This is a genomic window from Streptomyces sp. NBC_00234 (assembly GCF_036195325.1).
Classification (GTDB): Bacteria; Actinomycetota; Actinomycetes; order Streptomycetales; family Streptomycetaceae; genus Streptomyces.
The window spans coordinates 2,294,141-2,310,119 of the sequence record NZ_CP108101.1; the positions used below are offsets into that span (position 1 = coordinate 2,294,141).

Genomic DNA, 15,979 nt, shown 5'->3' on the forward strand with positions numbered 1-15,979 from the left:
TCTTGCGAAGCTGCGCGGCATAGACCGCAGCACCCCCCGAAGGATGGCTTCCGTGACGTTCAAGGCTGAGTACATCTGGATCGACGGCACCGAGCCGACCGCCAAGCTTCGCTCCAAGACGAAGATCATGGCCGGCTCGCCCTCCACGGACGTGGCGGACCTGCCCATCTGGGGCTTCGACGGTTCGAGCACCAACCAGGCCGAGGGACACGCCTCCGACCGGGTGCTGAAGCCGGTCTTCACGTGCCCGGACCCGATCCGGGGCGGTGACGACGTCCTCGTCCTGTGCGAGGTCTTCAACATCGACATGACGCCGCACGAGTCCAACACCCGTGCCTCGCTGCGCCCGGTCGCCGAGCAGTTCGAGGGCCAGGAGCCGATCTTCGGCATCGAGCAGGAGTACACCTTCTTCGACGGCCACCGTCCGCTCGGCTTCCCCGAGGCCGGCTTCCCGGCCGCGCAGGGCGGCTACTACTGCGGCGTCGGCGCCGACGAGATCTTCGGCCGCGAGATCGTCGAGAAGCACCTCGACAACTGCCTCAAGGCGGGTCTCGGCATCTCCGGCATCAACGCCGAGGTCATGCCCGGTCAGTGGGAGTTCCAGGTGGGCCCGCTGGCCCCGCTGGAGGTCTCCGACCAGCTGTGGATCGCCCGCTGGCTGCTGTACCGCACCGCCGAGGACTTCAACGTGTCCGCGACCCTCGACCCGAAGCCGGTCAAGGGCGACTGGAACGGCGCCGGCGCGCACACCAACTTCTCCACCCGGGCGATGCGCGAGGGTTACGACGCGATCATCACCGCCTGCGAGTCGCTGGGCGAGGGTTCGAAGCCGCTGGACCACGTCAAGAACTACGGCGCGGGCATCGACGACCGTCTGACGGGTCTGCACGAGACCGCCCCGTGGAACGAGTACAGCTACGGCGTCTCCAACCGCGGCGCCTCGGTGCGTATCCCGTGGCAGGTCGAGCAGGACCAGAAGGGCTACATCGAGGACCGTCGCCCCAACGCCAACGTCGACCCGTACGTCGTCACGCGGCTGATCGTCGACACCTGCTGTGCCGCGCTGGAGAAGGCCGACCAGGTCTGATCCCGCTCTTCGTCCGTCCGCGGGGGCGCTCACCGGATTCCGGTGGGCGCCCCCGCGTCGTCGTTCCGGGGCCGCCGGCCGAAAGGGCCGTATCGACGGGTGAGAGGACACTGCTGCGCTGGGCCAATGTCTGCTTCAATGGGGGCATGGCCAGCTTCCAGCACACCTCGTCGGGTCGCAGCGACCTCGAGCCGTTCTGGCCCTCTCGTCAGCATCATGACTTCGACCGGGTGTGTTGCCGCGCGTGGAACGCGCAGGCCCTCTAAAGCCGCTCACCCCGGCCTTCGGCCCGCGCGCACGACGTACGTCCTCGACGACTCCTCGCGCGAAAGAGCTGACCCTCATGGCGAACACTCGTACCTTCTCCGCCGCTTCCGCCGCCACCGCGGCATCCGCGGCGACCGCTGCGGCCACCTCCACCGTCCGCCCCCTCTCCCCCAACCGACACCGGCTGCGCTCCGTCGACCCCGACGAGGTCGTCCAGCTCGCCGATGTGGCCGACCTGCTGCCGCCGGGCGCCACCTGGCTGCCCGCGCCGCAGCACACCTTGCCCGCGCTGCCGGGGCAGCCTCCGATGATCGGCTACCTGGTCCTCGTACCGGCCGATCAGCAGCCGGCCGTCGCCGGAGCCGTCGCGGCCTCCCGGCAGCGGCAGCAGGCCGGGTACGGACACGGCCTGTCCACGCAGCAGTTCGTGCCGGAGCCGGTCCCCGCGGAGGACCCGGACGGCGGGCCCGTGCTCATCGACTCCACCCGGCGCACCGCGTCCGTGGACGGCGTCGCGCTCGACCTCACCTATCTGGAGTTCGAACTCCTCGCCCATCTGGTGGCGCACCCGCACCGGGTGCACACCCGCGACCAGCTGGTGACGACGGTCTGGGGATACGGGCACGTGGGCGACGGACGCACCGTCGACGTCCATGTCGCCCGGCTGCGCCGCAAGCTGGGCGCGGCGCACCGCGGGTCGATCCAGACGATCCGGCGCGTGGGCTACAAGTACGCGCCCTGACCGCACCTCACGCACGAGGAAGCCCCCGGAACCGGTTCGCACCGGTTCCGGGGGCCTCCTGGCGTACCGGGTCAGCCGCGCCGGCCCACCGTCACCGGCTCCCCGGCCCGCCCGCGCCCGTGGGCGGACTCGCCGTGCTCCGCGCCGGGCAGCCGGGAGAGGCCGCGCGGGGTGCGCCAGTTCCGCTCGCCCAGCAGCGCCATGACCGAGGGCAGCAGGACCATCCGTACGATCGTGGCGTCCAGCAGCACCGCGACGGCGAGGCCGACTCCCATCTGCTGCATGTCCTGCATCGACAGCGTGCCGAAGACCGAGAAGACGGCCACCATGATCGCCGCGGCGCCGGTGACCGCTCCGGCCGTGCGCCGGATGCCCATGTCGATCGCGGCCCGGGTGTCCAGGCCGCTCTCGCGGGCCTCGCGGATCCGGGAGACCACGAACACGTGGTAGTCCATCGACAGGCCGAACAGGACCACGAGGACGAACAGCGGCATCCAGGACTCGATCGCGCCGACCCCTTCCGAGCCGATCAGCTCGGCGCCCCAGCCGTGCTGGAAGACGGCGACCATCACTCCGTACGCGGCGGCCACGGAGAGGAGGTTGAGCAGGATGGACGTCACCGCGATGACGTACGAGCGGAAGCAGAACAGCATCAGCAGGAACGTCACCGACGTGATGAAGACGAAGACCGGGACGATGCCGCGCTTCAGCTGGTCGTTGAAGTCGACGGAGCCGGCGACCTCGCCGGTCACGACGTACTCCGCGCCGGTCCCGCCGAAGGCTTCCGGCAGCCGGTGGTCACGCAGTTGGGCCAGATCCTCCTTGCCCGCGGGGAGCGGCACCTCGATCTCCGCGACGTTCTCCGCCTCGTGGACGGTCACCTCGTCGAAGGTGCCGAGCGCCTCGCGGACGCCGGGCGAGGTGATGTCGTCGGCCCTGACCACGACCAGGGCCGGGTCGGGACCGCCCGGGAAGCTCGCGGAGATGTGCTCGTAGGCGACCGCGAGCTCGGAGTCCGAGCCGAACTGCTTCTCCATGCCGAGCTGTTCCGTCTTCATGCCGAGCGCGGGCGCGGCCAGCGCGAGCAGGACGACGGCCGAGGCGACGGCGAAGAACTTCGGCCGGGCGAGCACCGGCTTCAGGACCGTGCCGGCGATTCCGCCGCTCGGCCGGGCCCCCCGCTTGCCGCGCCGGTTCAGGAGCGGCACGCGGCCCGCGTCGACGCGGTCGCCCAGCCAGGACAGCAGGGCGGGCAGCACCGTCACCGAACCGAGCATCGCGATGAAGACGACCAGGATCGTGGCGAGCGCGAAGCCCTTGAAGAGCATCAGTCCGGACAGGAACATGCCGGCCATCGCGACCATCACCGTGACACCGGAGACGAGCACGGCCCGGCCGCTGGTGGCCGCGGCGATGCGCAGCGCCGTTTCGGCGTCCCGCCCCGCGGCCCGCTCGTCGCGCTCGCGCCGCAGGTAGAAGAGGCAGTAGTCGACGCCGACGGCGAAACCCATCAGGAACATCACGGAGTACGTCGTCTGGAACAGGTGCAGCTGGTGGCTGGCCAGCGACAGCAGGCCGAACGCCGCCATGCACGCGGTCAGAGCGAGTCCGACCGGCAGCAGCGCGGCCACCACGGCCCCGAAGGCGACCAGCAGGATGCCGAGCGCGAGCGGCACGGCGGTGAACTCGGCCTTCTGGAAGTCCTCGGCGAGCAGGTCACCGAGCCATTTACCGGCGCTGGCCTCGCCGAACTGGTGGATGTCGACGTCCGTACGGGCCTCCCGGACGCCGGACACCGCGTCCAGCACGGGCTGCACCCGGTCGGCGGAGGTCGCCGCGTCCCCCTTCATCTCGAAGGTGATCAGTGCGTCCTTGCCGTCCTTCGAGGGGACGGGCGCGGAGAGGTTCTGCACCTCGCCGGTCCCGCGCACGGCCGCGGACACCTCGCCCGCCGCTTCCTTCCACTCCCCGGCCTTCCTGCCGGACACCATGACCAGCTCACCGGCGGGATGACCGAGGCCCGCGTCGTCCAGGATCTGCTCGGCCCGTGCCGAGTCGCCCGCACCGTTCTCGGCCTCACTCATCTCGACCATGCCGGAAGCCCCGCCGATGCCCGTGGCGAGCACGACGAAGAGCAACCAGCCGAGAACGGCCGTCTTACGGTGGCGTGCGCTCCACACACCGATGCTTGCCGCGAGGTTGCGCTTCATGCGGTACCGCCCCCAGGGGTAGAGGTCGAACGTCGAACAGGACGCCTCCGAATCTAGGGACGGGCGATCCGGCGCCCCAGCCGCCGACGCCCCCGTTCCCGGGAGCCGTAGAGCGAGAACCGGGGGTGGTGCCAGATACACCCCGGCCGGGTGGTGAAACGGCTGACGGCGGACACGCCCGCCGGGTGAGACTGTCCTCGGACCCGGGTCCGTCCCGGGACCCCGTGAAGGGAGAGAAGCTGTGAACACGACTGCGACAGTGAGCCGGATGAGAGGTGCGGTGCCGGCGGCCGGGCGTGGGCTCGCCCTGGGATTCATCAGCCTGGTCGGGTCGGTGACCCTGTTCGTCCTGTCGGTCCTCTCCCTCGTCTTCATCGTGCTGGGCATCGGACTCGTCACCACACCGTTCGTCCTGGGGGCCGTGCGCAAGCACGCCAACCAGCGCCGGCTGTACGCGGCCACGTGGTCGGACGTCCGTATCCCCGTCCCGTACCGCCCCTTCCCGCCGGACCTGCGCACCGGGTTCACGGGGCAGGTGGAGCGCACGACGCTGATGCTGAAGGATCCGGCGACCTGGCGGGACCTCCAGTGGCTTGTGGTGGACATGACGGCCGGCTGCGTGGTGTCCTTCCTCGCCTTCGCGCTGATGGTCTTTCCCCTGGAGGGCTTCGTCCTGGCGGCGGGCCTGTGGCGGGTGTTCCAGGACGATGCGTACTGGTACGCGTTCATTCCGGTCGACAGTCAGGCGACGGGCCTGGCAGCCGCCGCGCTCGGCGCCGTACTCCTCTTCCTCGCGGCGGGCGCCGCCCGGCCGCTGGTACGCGCCAACTTCCTGATGGCCCACCGGTTCCTGGCCCCCACCCCGGAGCAGGCACTGGCGCAGCGCGTCGACCGGCTCACCGAGACCCGGCACGAAGCCGTCGACACCGCCGCAGCCGAACTGCGCCGCATCGAGCGCGATCTGCACGACGGCGCGCAGGCCCGGCTGGTCGCGATGGGCATGAACCTCGGCACCATCGAGGCGCTCATCGAGAAGGACCCCGCCCAGGCGAAGAAGTTGCTGGCCATGGCCCGCGAGTCCTCCGCCGAGGCCCTGACCGAGCTGCGCGACCTGGTGCGCGGCATCCACCCGCCGGTCCTCGCGGAGCGGGGGCTCGGAGACGCGGTGAAGGCCCTGGCCCTGCGGCTGCCCCTTCAGTCGGAGGTGAACGTGGAGCTGACCGGGCGCGCCGGGGCGCCGGTGGAGTCGGCTGCGTACTTCGCGGTCGGCGAGACGCTGACGAACGCGGTGAAGCACGCCGGCGCCGACCGCCTCTGGGTGGACATGCACCACGCGGACGGCATGCTGCGGATCTCCGTCACGGACAACGGCAAGGGCGGAGCCATCGTCGGTTCGGGCTCCGGGCTGAGCGGCATCGAACGCCGACTCGGTACATTCGACGGCGTACTGGCCGTCAGCAGCCCTGCGGGCGGTCCCACCATGGTGACCATGGAGATTCCTTGCGAGTTGTCCTAGCCGAAGATCTCTTCCTGCTGCGCGACGGTCTGGTGCGCATGCTCGAAGCGTACGACTTCGAGGTCGCGGCGGCCGTGGAGACCGGGCCCGAACTGGCCCGGGCGCTGGCCGAGTTGAAGCCGGACGTCGCCGTGGTCGACGTCCGGCTTCCGCCGTCGCACACGGACGAGGGCCTCCAGTGCGCCCTCACGGCCCGAAAGAACCGGCCCGGGCTGCCGGTGCTCGTGCTCTCCCAGCACGTGGAGCAGTTGTACGCCCGCGAGCTGCTGGCGGACGGCAACGGCGGCATCGGTTACCTGCTGAAGGACCGAGTCTTCGACGCGGACCAGTTCATCGACTCGGTGCGCCGGGTCGCCGCGGGCGGCACGGCGATGGACCCGCAGGTGATCTCGCAGCTGCTGTCGCGGCGCGCGCAGGACAAGCCGATGGGCCGCCTCACGCCACGGGAGCTGGAGGTCATCGAGCTGATGGCCCAGGGCCGTTCGAACGCGGCGATCGCCTCACAGATGGTGATCACGGAGCGGGCGGTGGCCAAGCACACCTCGAACATCTTCGGGAAGCTCGCCCTGCCGCCGTCGGACGACGACAACCGCCGCGTCCTGGCGGTGCTGGCGTATCTCGACCGGGGCTAGGGTCTTTCTCCTGGCCTGCCGGGGAGAGCCTCCCGGTCGGCCCGACCGGGACCGGGGGCTCCCGCCCGGCCCGAGCCCCCGCTCCGGGGCGTCCGGGCCGGGCGGTCCCCCGCGGGTGTTCAGCCCGTGAACCACCCCGCCGCGTCGAGGCGGAAGGCGCTCGCCGGCGCCATCGCATGCAGGTCGGCCTCCATCGCGGCCACGCGTTCGGAGCCGAGGGCTCCGGCCCACTCCGCCCGGATGCGGTCGAACTGCTGGGCGGACCTCACCAGGACGTCGATGCCGCGCGGGGTGAGCCGGACGAGCTTGCTGCGGCCGTCCCGCGGATCGTCGACGCGCTCCACGTAACCGAGGGCCTCCAGCTTCTCGACGGTCTTACCCGCGGCCTGCTTGGACACTCCGAGCCGCCGCCCGATCTCGCTGGCGCTCGCACCGTCCCGTCCAACCGCCTGGAGCGCGAAGCCGTAGGCGGGGCGGACGTCCGGGTGGCCCTGCGCGGCCAGCTCACGGTGCAGCTCGTCGATGATCGACCGGAATCCCGCGAACAGCAGCAGCGGCAGCTCGAAGCCCGCTCCAGCCCCCGCCTCCCGTTCAGCCATTGCGAAACTCGACAACCTGGTTTACCTTTTCGTCAATCATGTTGTCGAGTTTACCGCGAGAGGTACCCATGCCAGCGATCACCTCGTCCGCGTTCCCCGAGCACACCCTCGAAACCGCCCCCGCCGCCGCGCGCCGCACCATGGAGGCCGTGGCGAAGAAGTCGGGCTACCTGCCCTCGGCCGTCGGCCGGCTCGCCACGTCGCCCCAGCTGCTCGACGGCTTCCTGAAGATCAGTGCGATCTTCGAGTCGACCACACTCGACCCGCTCTCCCGCGAAGTCGTGATCATGACGATCGCCACCCGCAACGAGTGCCACGTCTGCGTGGCGATGCACACGGCGAAGCTCACCGCGCTCGGCGCGGACGAGGCGCTGATCGCCGCACTCCGTGACGCCGGGGCACCGCCGCTCTCCGACGAACGACTGCAGGCCGTACGGCAGTTCACCCTGGACGTCCTCGCGGCAGCGGGCGCCGTCGACGACGACTCCCTCGGGAGCTTCCTGGCGCACGGCTACACCGCACAGAACGCGCTGGAGGTGGTGCTCGGCATCGGCGCGTACACGATGTCGACACTCGCCAACCGGCTGACCGGGGCGCCGATCGATGCTCAAATCGCAGCGTTCGCCTGAGAGTTGAGCGTTCAGGGCGATTTGCGAATGGAGCTTCCCACGAATTCCACGACCGCCTGAACGGAGTGCGTAACCGGCCCGTATGGAACGTCACGCTTCTCCCTCGAAGCAGAGGAGTTCCATGGGACGCACATCGCGCAAGAAACGCAGCTCACTGGCCAATCGGGCGATTGCCGCCTCGGCCGCACTGATTCTGGGAGGAGGTGGGCTGGTCGCAGTCAATGTCTACGCGAGCGCGGGAGAAGGATGGTCCGGCTCCCCTCCTGAACAGACCCGTACAGAGGGTCCCCGGATGTCCACCATCGACTGTCCGGACGTGGGAAACGAACTACCCGAAGTGCCCGAACAGGCACGCGGGGAGGTCGACCGCGAACTGGCGGCAATGGATACCCAGATCACCGACGCGTACGAACAATTCGCCGACCGCAAGGACGAGATCGCCCAGGACCCGGATCTCGCCGAGAACGCCGTGCTCGGCCCGCTGAGAAGCAAGCGGGAGGCGAGCCTCGGCCGCATCGGGACGGCTGTCGAACGCGTCGCCGACCGGCCGCAGGGACTCGAGGGGCTCGCCCCGTGCAGCCTGCGCGCCGACGAGGCCGGCAATGGCGACGGCGGCGGAGATCCCGGCACCGGGGACGACGGCGGCCAGGACCAGGGGGACGAGGGCTCGGACGGCGAGGGAGGTGAGGGCGACCAGGACCAGGGGGGTCAGGATCCGGACGAGAGTCAGGACCAGGACCAGGAGGGCAACGGGCCCGAAGCCTCCGACTTCGTCGACATCCAGTCGGTCCAGCCCAACGTCGAACGCCCCCGCCAGCGACGGGGCGCCTCACGCGGTACGTTCACCACCGACTGCGGGCGCAACCAGAACGGCAAATTCAATCCGGACAATGTCATTGTCGCGCCCGGCGTGAGCAATGGCGCCCACCACATGCACGATTACGTGGGCAACCAGGCCAACGACGCATTCGCGAGCGACGACGACCTCGCCAGGGGTGCGACGACCTGTCGCAATCAGGGCGACAAATCCACGTACTACTGGCCGGTGCTGCGCCTCCAGAACGGCCAGGACGAGAACGACGTGGACGCCGACGGCGGCGGCAAAGACCAGAACGTCGGGGAGATCCAGACGCCGTCCCAGGTCACGCTGAAATTCGTCGGTTCCCCGGCCGGGAAGGTGACGGCGATGCCGCGATTCCTGCGGATCATCACCGGGGACGCGAAGGCGTTCACCAATGGCGACGCGAACGCCAACGCCTCCTGGAGCTGCACCGGATTCGAGGACCGCCAGCTCAAGGACCAATATCCGATCTGCCCGGAAGGCAGCCAGGTGGTGCGCTCGTTCGCGTTCCAGAGCTGCTGGGACGGACGGAACACCGACAGCGCGAATCACCGCACCCATGTGGCGTTCGCGCAGGACGACGGCAGGTGCCCGAGCGGGTTCCGGGCCATTCCGCAACTCGTGCAGCGCATCGTGTACGACGTCCCGCCGGGCCCCGGATTCGCCGTCGACTCGTTCCCCGAGCAGTTGCACAAACCTGTCACGGATCACGGCGACTTCATCAACGTCTTCGGCCGGAACACGATGAAGAGGGTGGTGAGCTGCATCAACGACGGTCGCAGGTGCCGCTGACACGATCGGCGGCACCCCTCCTACCTGCGCGGTCAGCTCCCGTGGTGACCGGAGTGCCCTTCCTCGCTCTTCCCACTGCCACTACTCCCCGAGTGGTGCGGCGAGGCGGTCTCCACCGTCCCCCCGAGCCGGCCGCGCAGTGCCGCGACCACCTCCGGTTCCCCCACCGCCACCCACCTCCGGCCGACCAGGTACGAGCCGCCGTAGTCGTTGGCCTCGTCGATCCACTCCCGCTGACCGCGATCGGTGGCGAAGGTGGCCAGCACATAACGCCCGTCACCGGTGCGGCAGTTGGCCTGGCGGATCTCCTCAGCGTCGGTCTGGAGATTCGGCTCGCAGCGCGCCTTGGCGGCCAGTTGCTCCAGCGTTCCGGTCGCGGTCCGCGGGGCGTCCTGCTCGCCGTCGCCGTCGGCCGCTCCCCCACCGCAACCGGCCAGGAGCGCCAGTCCGACGAGTACGACGGCGGCGGCCCGGCGGCCCTGCCCGCGGCGCCGCTCCAGCTGTGTCACCATCCGCCCATCGTGCCCCTCAGGTCCCTTCTGCGGGGCGGAACGGCGGATTCTTCACGGGTGCGCGACGGCCAGGCTCACCACGTAGGTCTCCTCGACCGTGCCGTCCGGGAAGACACCGGCCAGCCGCTCACGCTCCCCGGCGAGGAAGCCGTGCGCCTCTTCCTTGTCCCTCACCAGGAAGTCGGAGTAGCTGCCGAGGTTGGCGAGATGCACACCGAGGGGTACCCGTCGGCTCCAGGACACCTGCCGTGTGGCCCATCCGAGCGCGGGCGGCAGCCGCCGGAAGCGGGCCGACCTGGCATCGAACGAGGTCTCGGCGCCACCGAAGAACCGGCGCAGGCGGGCGTCCTGGTCGGCGATCCACGGAACCGCAGCATCGGAGTCGTTCCACCACAAGGCAAGCGCACCACCGGGGCGCAGCACCCGGCGGGCCTCCGGAACCGACAGGTCCGGGTCGGTCCAGTGCCATGCCTGCGCGTAGGTGAGGAGGTCGAGGGAACCGGACTTCAGCGGCAGGTGGTCGCCGTCGCCCCGGACGAGAGGTACGCCCGGCAGGAACCGGCGGAACTGTGCGGCCATGCCGTCGCCGGGCTCGACAGCCGTCACCCCAGCGCCACGCGCGTCCAGGAGCGCGGTGCCGAGGCCCGTCCCTGCGCCGATGTCCGCGACGCGCGCGCCGGCCAGGGGGAATCCGGCGAGCTCCTCGACGGCGTCGAGGAGGGCAGGCGGGTAGGAGGGGCGGTTCGCGGCGTAGTCGGCGGCTGCCCCGTCGAAGGATCGTGCACGCGACGTGGTGGTCATGGCTTCATCATGTCCGGGCCTCGCACCCCGCGAGGGTGCAATGGGCGGACGGGCGCGGCAGCCGCAGGCGGCCGGAGTGACCATCGCACCATTCGCTCGTTCAGCTGAACATGCCTCCGCGTCGAGCAGTGCCGTCCTCCGCCGAACGTCCCCTGCTCGGGCCGGTCGATCCGGAGCAGGCGGATGCCGCGCTGGTCGAGCACTACGCCCGGCTGACACGGATCGGCTATCTCGTGCTGCCGGCCTCGCTCGGGCGCAGTCGGCGGGTGCTGACGGCGCACTGGCTCGTCCAGCGGTCGCTGCCAGGGTCGCGGGCGGCGGACTCGGGGGCGCGGCTGCCGTTGCCGCGCAGGCCCGCAGGGGAGCCAGTGGCGGATCCGGGCTATGCGGATCTGCGGCTGCGGGTGGTGCGTTCGGCGTTGGAGGCGGGGATGCCGTTACGCCGGCGGGCCCGGCCGCGGTGGGCCCGGATGCCGCCGTTCTTACCGCTGGTGTGGGGGCTGCGGCTGTTCCCCCGGTCCGGTGGTGCGGACGAACTCGCCCTGGAGCAGGCGCTGTCCGCGGTACCGGGACCGTGCCGCGCCGCCCATGTGCTGCGCGGCCTGGAGGGGCTCACGGACCCGGAGGTGTGCCGGGTGCTCGCCGCCGCCGGGGTGGCGGACCCGGATGCGGCGCTGGCGGGCGCGGACGCGGTGACGGCGCCGCACGCGCTGCTGGCGTCCCCGGGGTTCGACCCCTGTTCGCTGCACGCCCGGCCCACCGACCTGCTGCTTCGGCGCCGCCGGACGAGGGCCGCCCTGGCCGGGTTCGGGGCGCTGGTCGCCTGCGGGACGCTGCTCGTGATGCCGGGCGGCGGCTGGGGGCCGGACGGGACCTCCGCGGGCGCGGACGCACATAACCCTGCCGCCCAACGGGCCCTGGAACCTGGTGCGTTGCGGCGGGTGTCGCCGACGTACTGGCAGCGCTCGGCCCGTACGGACTTCACCGTCTGGCCCGCCCGCGGCGAGCGCACCCGGGATACCGGGCTGCTGCGCCGGGCCCTCGACGCCTGGGCGCTGCCCGGTCCCGACGACCGGTCGACCGCGACGCCCAGGACCCCCACGGGCCCGCCGATGGGACCGCCGCAGCTGCTGTACGCGGGGGTGGTGGACGAGGCCGCCGTCGTGCTGTTCCACGACGGGCTGCGCATCGTGCGGTACGCCGAGTCCCGCCGCGCCGGTTCCCGCCGGGGCGGCGTGCTCGACTTCGCCCGGGTGGACGGCGCGGATTCCGCCGGATCGAACGCGCTGGTCGTGAGCCGCGCGCACGGCCGGGTCCGCTATCTGACGGCGCCCTGGGTGCGCGGGGCCGCCGTACGGGATCTGCTCGCACCGCACGCGGCACCGCGCGCCCTGCCCCGCGACGCCCACGGGGTGACCGCCGCACTGGACGGGCTCGGAGACGGTGCCGGGGGCTGCCGTTCCCGGAAGGCCCTGGAGGTACGGGACGCGGAGGCGGTCCGGCTGCTGACCGACCTCGGCGAACTGACCCCGGTCCGGCTGACGTCCGGCGCCCCGTCCGCCGAGCACGACGTGTCGGGACGTGCGGAGCGGGAGAGCTGGGCGCGGACCGCGTGCCTGCTGCCCGCCGTGCGGGCCGGCGGAGTCCGCTCGGTGAACTCCTGGCAGTTCGCGCGCCAGCCGCTCCCCGAGGGCGGCGGCGCCGCGCGCTGGCTCTGCGTCCGGGCGGAGACCTGGCGGGGTACGGGAAGCAGGGTGCTGGCCGAGTTCCAGGCTCCGGCGGAGCCGTCCGGCGGGGCCGTCGCCCCGGGGGCGGTCGCGGCGCGCGCCGCCGAGTCGCCCGCCTGCGGGCCGCGCGATCCGCAGGTGCTGGCCGGTGTGCTCTGGAAGTCGGCGGGCGGGCGGTGGTACGTACTGGCGGCGGGCTCCGGGCAGTTCACCTCGCTGACCACGTCCGGAGGCGTGGCGGGCAGGTCGGAGGGGCGCCTGCTGGCGGTGCGGGCCCGCGCGGGCGACCGGGCCGAGCTCAACGGGCTGCTGGCGGACGGCCGCAGGGTCGGCGCGCTGCGCTGAGGGGCCGGACCGGCATTCGCGCAGGAATTCGCCGCACACCCCTGTCCCCTTCGCTTACCCGTCAGTACATTGACAGCATGTCTAACACGCAGCCAGCGGCGGTCGCGTCGGAGCGGAGCACGCTCAAAGCCCGCAAGGTCTCCTTCGACTGGGACAAGACGCCCCTGCACTGGGTGCCGGGCGACCCGTTCACCGCGCACACCATCAACGTGCTCCATCTGCTCCTGCCGGCCGGGGAGCGGTGGTTCATCCACGTCTACCGCCAGGTGCTGCCGTACATCCACGACGAGCGACTGCGCCAGGACGTCATCGGGTTCATCGGCCAGGAGGCCGTGCACTCCCAGGCCCACGACGACGTACTGCCGCACCTGAAGAAGCTCGGTCTCGACCCGACCCCGTACACCGCACAGGTGGACTGGATGTTCGAGAAGCTGCTCGGCGACAGGACGCTGCCGCCCGGCCGTGCCCGCACCTGGTGGCTCATGGAGCGGGTCGCGATCATCGCGGCGATCGAGCACTACACCGCCTTCCTCGGTGACTGGATCCTCAACGCCGAAGCGCTCGACCGGCGCGGCGCCGATCCCACGATGATGGATCTGCTGCGCTGGCACGGCGCCGAGGAGGTCGAGCACCGCTCCGTCGCCTTCGAGGTGTTCATGCACGTCGACGGCGGCTACCGGCGGCGGGTGCGGACCTGGGCGACCGCGTTCTCCGCGCTCGTCTTCCTCTGGCAGCGCGGCACCCGCTTCTTCATGGAGAACGACCCGAGCCTGCTGGCCGGCAAGGCGACCTTCAAGGAGTTCTACACGAGCGGCAAGCGGGGCACCCTGCCCAGCACCGGTTCCATCGCGCGCTCCATCCCCACCTATCTGAGCCGGACGTACCACCCCTCGCAGGAGGGCAGCACGGCCCAGGCCGTCGACTACCTCGCCCACTCGCCCGCGGCCCTGGCGGCCGAGGCCCGCACGTCGGGAACGAACTGAGCCATGGCCCTTCCCCGTCTGCGCACCGTGGTCCTGGTCACCGGCGCCGCCCTGCTCGCCCGGCGTGCGCTGCGCCGCCGCATCGAGGCGTCACCGCTGTGGCCCATGCCCGCCCTGGAGGAGCCGGTCTCGGGCCGCTCGGAGCGGCGCTCCACCACCACCCGGCCGTTGCTGATCACCGAGCGGGACACGGTCGCCGACGGCGTCGTCCGGCTCCGGCTGACCGGCGACGACCTGCCCTCCTGGCAGCCCGGCGCCCATCTCGACCTGGTGCTGCCGTCCGGTCTCGTCCGGCAGTACTCGCTCTGCGGGGACCCGGCCGACCCGGACGCGTACACGATCGCGCCGCGCCTGATCGAGGACGGCAGAGGCGGTTCGCGCGAGGTCCACGCGCAGCTGCACGAGGGTACGGAGGTGCGCGTCCGCGGGCCGCGCAACCGCTTCCCGCTCGTCGAGGCACCGGCCTACGTGTTCGTGGCGGGCGGTATCGGCATCACTCCGATCCTGCCGATGCTCCGCGCCGTCGCGGCGTCGGGCGCCGACTGGCGGCTGCTGTACGGAGGGCGTACCCGCGCCTCCATGCCGTTCCTCGACGAGCTCGACGCGATCGGGAAGGCCGGCGGGGAGGACGGCCGGGTGACCGTGGTGCCGGAGGACGAGGCGGGCTACCCGGACACCGCCGCGCTGCTGGCGGGGGCGGCGCCGGGCACGGCGGTGTACTGCTGCGGCCCGGAACCCCTGATGGACGCGGTGGCCGCCGCGCTCCCCGAGGGCTGCACCCTCCATCTGGAACGCTTCACCGCCGCCACCGGAGCGGACCCCGCGTCCACGGCCTTCGAGGTCGAACTGCGCCGCTCCGGCCGGACCGTTCGGGTCCCCGCGGACCGGTCGGTGCTGGCCGCCGTGCGCGAGGAGCTCCCGTACGTCTCGTACTCCTGCGAGCAGGGCTTCTGCGGAACCTGCCAACAGCGGGTCCTGGAGGGCGAGGTCGATCACCGGGACGAGCTGCTGACGGACGCGGAGCGCGAGGACTCGATGCTCCTGTGCGTCTCGCGCTGCCGCGGTGAACGGCTGGTCCTGGACCTCTGACACCTCCGGTGGTCCCGACCCCGGCTACGCTGTCGGCATGACGACCGGGGTGCGGCGCAGGATGGGCGTCGAAGAACGCAGGCAGCAGTTGATCGGCGTCGCGCTGGAGTTGTTCAGCCACCGCTCCCCCGACGAGGTGTCGATCGACGAGATCGCGGCTGCCGCCGGTATCTCGCGGCCCCTCGTCTACCACTACTTCCCGGGGAAGCAGAGCCTGTACGAGGCGGCGCTCGGCCGGGCCGCCGACGAGCTGGCCGGCCGGTTCCTCGAACCGCCCGAAGGGCCCCTGGGCGCCCGGCTGCTGCGGGTGATGGGCCGGTTCTTCGACTTCGTCGAGGAGCACGGCCCCGGCTTCTCCGCGCTGATGCGCGGAGGTCCCGCGGTCGGCTCCTCGACCGCGAACGCCATGATCGACGGGGTGCGGCAGGCCGCGTACGAGCAGATCATCAGCCACCTCGGCGTCCAGGACCCGCCCGCACGGCTGGAGTTGGTCGTGCGCTCCTGGGTCTCGCTCGCCGAGTCGACGGCCCTGCTCTGGCTCGACGGGCGGCGCATCCCCCGGGCCGAGCTGGAGATGCAGCTCGTGCACGATTTCGCCGCACTGGCCGCGGTGAGCGCCGCCTACAACCAGGAGATGGCCGGTGTCGTGCTGCGGGTCCTGGCCCAGGAACCGGTGGACGGCCCCTTCGGGGATCTGCTGACACGCCTGTCGACCCTGGCGCCGTCCGTGCCGGCGGTGCCCCCGCAGCGCCGACCGTGACGAGGCTCCGGATTCAGCTCTTGCGGTAGGACGGGTCCAGTTCACGGGTCTCGGCCGAGGCGTGCACCACCAGGTCGTCACCGGTCTTGAGATATCCGGCCAGCAGCTCCAGGACGGACTCGGTCAGCCGCGCCTTGGTCTCCGGTGTGCGGCCCGTCAGCAGACCGATCGAGATGTGCACGATCACGTCACCGTCGGGGGCCTCCCCCACGACCGAGTCCTCCACCCGCCGGAATCTCGTCTTGCAGTTGGGGATCTTCGTGGTCACGGTCTCGGCGACCAGGGGGTGCAGCGCGAGAGCGAAGCCACGACGGTCGAAGGTGTCGTCGAGCTCGGCGGAATAGTCGACGGTGATCTGCGGCATCACATGCTCCTGTGTACGGGTCCGGCCGGTTGTCCGGCCTCAGCCTTACGGTGATCGGCATGACAGCACAAGCCCGGTCGCGG

At 71.3% G+C, this 15,979-nt stretch carries 14 protein-coding genes and 1 pseudogene; 10 read left to right on the plus strand and 5 right to left on the minus strand.

Annotation, left to right across the window (positions count from 1 at the left end; genetic code table 11):
- The first annotated feature begins 52 nt into the window (after window positions 1–52).
- The gene (gene glnII, locus OG230_RS09980; RefSeq protein ID WP_328909801.1) at window positions 53–1,087 is read left to right on the plus strand and encodes a glutamine synthetase; all 1,035 of its coding nucleotides are present in this window, start codon (window positions 53–55) and stop codon (window positions 1,085–1,087) included.
- 343 nt (window positions 1,088–1,430) lie between these two features.
- A complete protein-coding gene (locus OG230_RS09985; protein WP_328909802.1) occupies window positions 1,431–2,096 on the plus strand; it encodes a winged helix-turn-helix domain-containing protein in 666 nt (221 codons plus the stop codon).
- Window positions 2,097–2,167: 71 nt separating this feature from the next.
- Here OG230_RS09985 and OG230_RS09990 read toward each other — a convergent pair whose 3' ends face one another.
- Entirely contained in the window at window positions 2,168–4,306 is a 2,139-nt protein-coding gene (locus tag OG230_RS09990) for an MMPL family transporter (RefSeq protein ID WP_328909803.1), read from the minus strand.
- Between the two features lie 268 nt (window positions 4,307–4,574).
- On the opposite strand from OG230_RS09990, the gene OG230_RS09995 reads away from it, so the two are divergent.
- Entirely contained in the window at window positions 4,575–5,822 is a 1,248-nt protein-coding gene (locus OG230_RS09995; protein WP_328909804.1) for a sensor histidine kinase, read from the plus strand.
- Window positions 5,807–6,454 (plus strand): response regulator transcription factor, encoded by a 648-nt coding sequence (locus OG230_RS10000; protein ID WP_328909805.1) that lies wholly within the window; start codon window positions 5,807–5,809, stop codon window positions 6,452–6,454. The genes OG230_RS09995 and OG230_RS10000 overlap by 16 nt, the downstream gene beginning before the upstream one ends.
- Before the next feature lie 119 nt (window positions 6,455–6,573).
- Here OG230_RS10000 and OG230_RS10005 read toward each other — a convergent pair.
- Window positions 6,574–7,093: pseudogene (locus tag OG230_RS10005) on the minus strand (MarR family winged helix-turn-helix transcriptional regulator).
- A gap of 28 nt (window positions 7,094–7,121) precedes the next feature.
- On the opposite strand from OG230_RS10005, the gene OG230_RS10010 reads away from it, so the two are divergent.
- Complete coding sequence (locus OG230_RS10010) at window positions 7,122–7,682, plus strand: carboxymuconolactone decarboxylase family protein (protein ID WP_328909806.1); 561 nt, start codon at window positions 7,122–7,124, stop codon at window positions 7,680–7,682.
- Between the two features lie 121 nt (window positions 7,683–7,803).
- Window positions 7,804–9,315 carry a DUF1996 domain-containing protein gene (locus tag OG230_RS10015; RefSeq protein ID WP_328909807.1) on the plus strand — a complete coding sequence of 504 codons (1,512 nt, stop codon included), beginning with the start codon at window positions 7,804–7,806 and terminating at the stop codon, window positions 9,313–9,315.
- A 32-nt stretch (window positions 9,316–9,347) separates the two neighbouring features.
- On the opposite strand, the gene OG230_RS10020 is transcribed toward OG230_RS10015, so the two are convergent.
- Entirely contained in the window at window positions 9,348–9,827 is a 480-nt protein-coding gene (locus OG230_RS10020) for a hypothetical protein (RefSeq protein ID WP_328909808.1), read from the minus strand.
- A 51-nt stretch (window positions 9,828–9,878) separates the two neighbouring features.
- Window positions 9,879–10,628 (minus strand): class I SAM-dependent methyltransferase, encoded by a 750-nt coding sequence (locus tag OG230_RS10025; protein WP_328909809.1) that lies wholly within the window; start codon window positions 10,626–10,628, stop codon window positions 9,879–9,881.
- A gap of 110 nt (window positions 10,629–10,738) precedes the next feature.
- On the opposite strand from OG230_RS10025, the gene OG230_RS10030 reads away from it, so the two are divergent.
- From OG230_RS10030 to OG230_RS10045, 4 genes are all read left to right on the plus strand, one after another.
- Complete coding sequence (locus tag OG230_RS10030) at window positions 10,739–12,700, plus strand: hypothetical protein (RefSeq protein ID WP_328909810.1); 1,962 nt, start codon at window positions 10,739–10,741, stop codon at window positions 12,698–12,700.
- Between the two features lie 77 nt (window positions 12,701–12,777).
- Complete coding sequence (locus OG230_RS10035) at window positions 12,778–13,683, plus strand: metal-dependent hydrolase (RefSeq protein WP_328909811.1); 906 nt, start codon at window positions 12,778–12,780, stop codon at window positions 13,681–13,683.
- Window positions 13,684–13,686: 3 nt separating this feature from the next.
- On the plus strand, window positions 13,687–14,772 hold the full coding sequence (locus tag OG230_RS10040; RefSeq protein WP_328909812.1) for a PDR/VanB family oxidoreductase: 1,086 nt from the start codon (window positions 13,687–13,689) through the stop codon (window positions 14,770–14,772).
- Window positions 14,773–14,809: 37 nt separating this feature from the next.
- Window positions 14,810–15,532, plus strand: a complete 723-nt coding sequence (locus tag OG230_RS10045; protein ID WP_328909813.1) for a TetR/AcrR family transcriptional regulator — start codon at window positions 14,810–14,812, stop codon at window positions 15,530–15,532.
- A gap of 13 nt (window positions 15,533–15,545) precedes the next feature.
- Here OG230_RS10045 and OG230_RS10050 read toward each other — a convergent pair whose 3' ends face one another.
- On the minus strand, window positions 15,546–15,896 hold the full coding sequence (locus OG230_RS10050; protein WP_328909814.1) for a 5-carboxymethyl-2-hydroxymuconate Delta-isomerase: 351 nt from the start codon (window positions 15,894–15,896) through the stop codon (window positions 15,546–15,548).
- Between the last annotated feature and the right edge of the window lie 83 nt (window positions 15,897–15,979).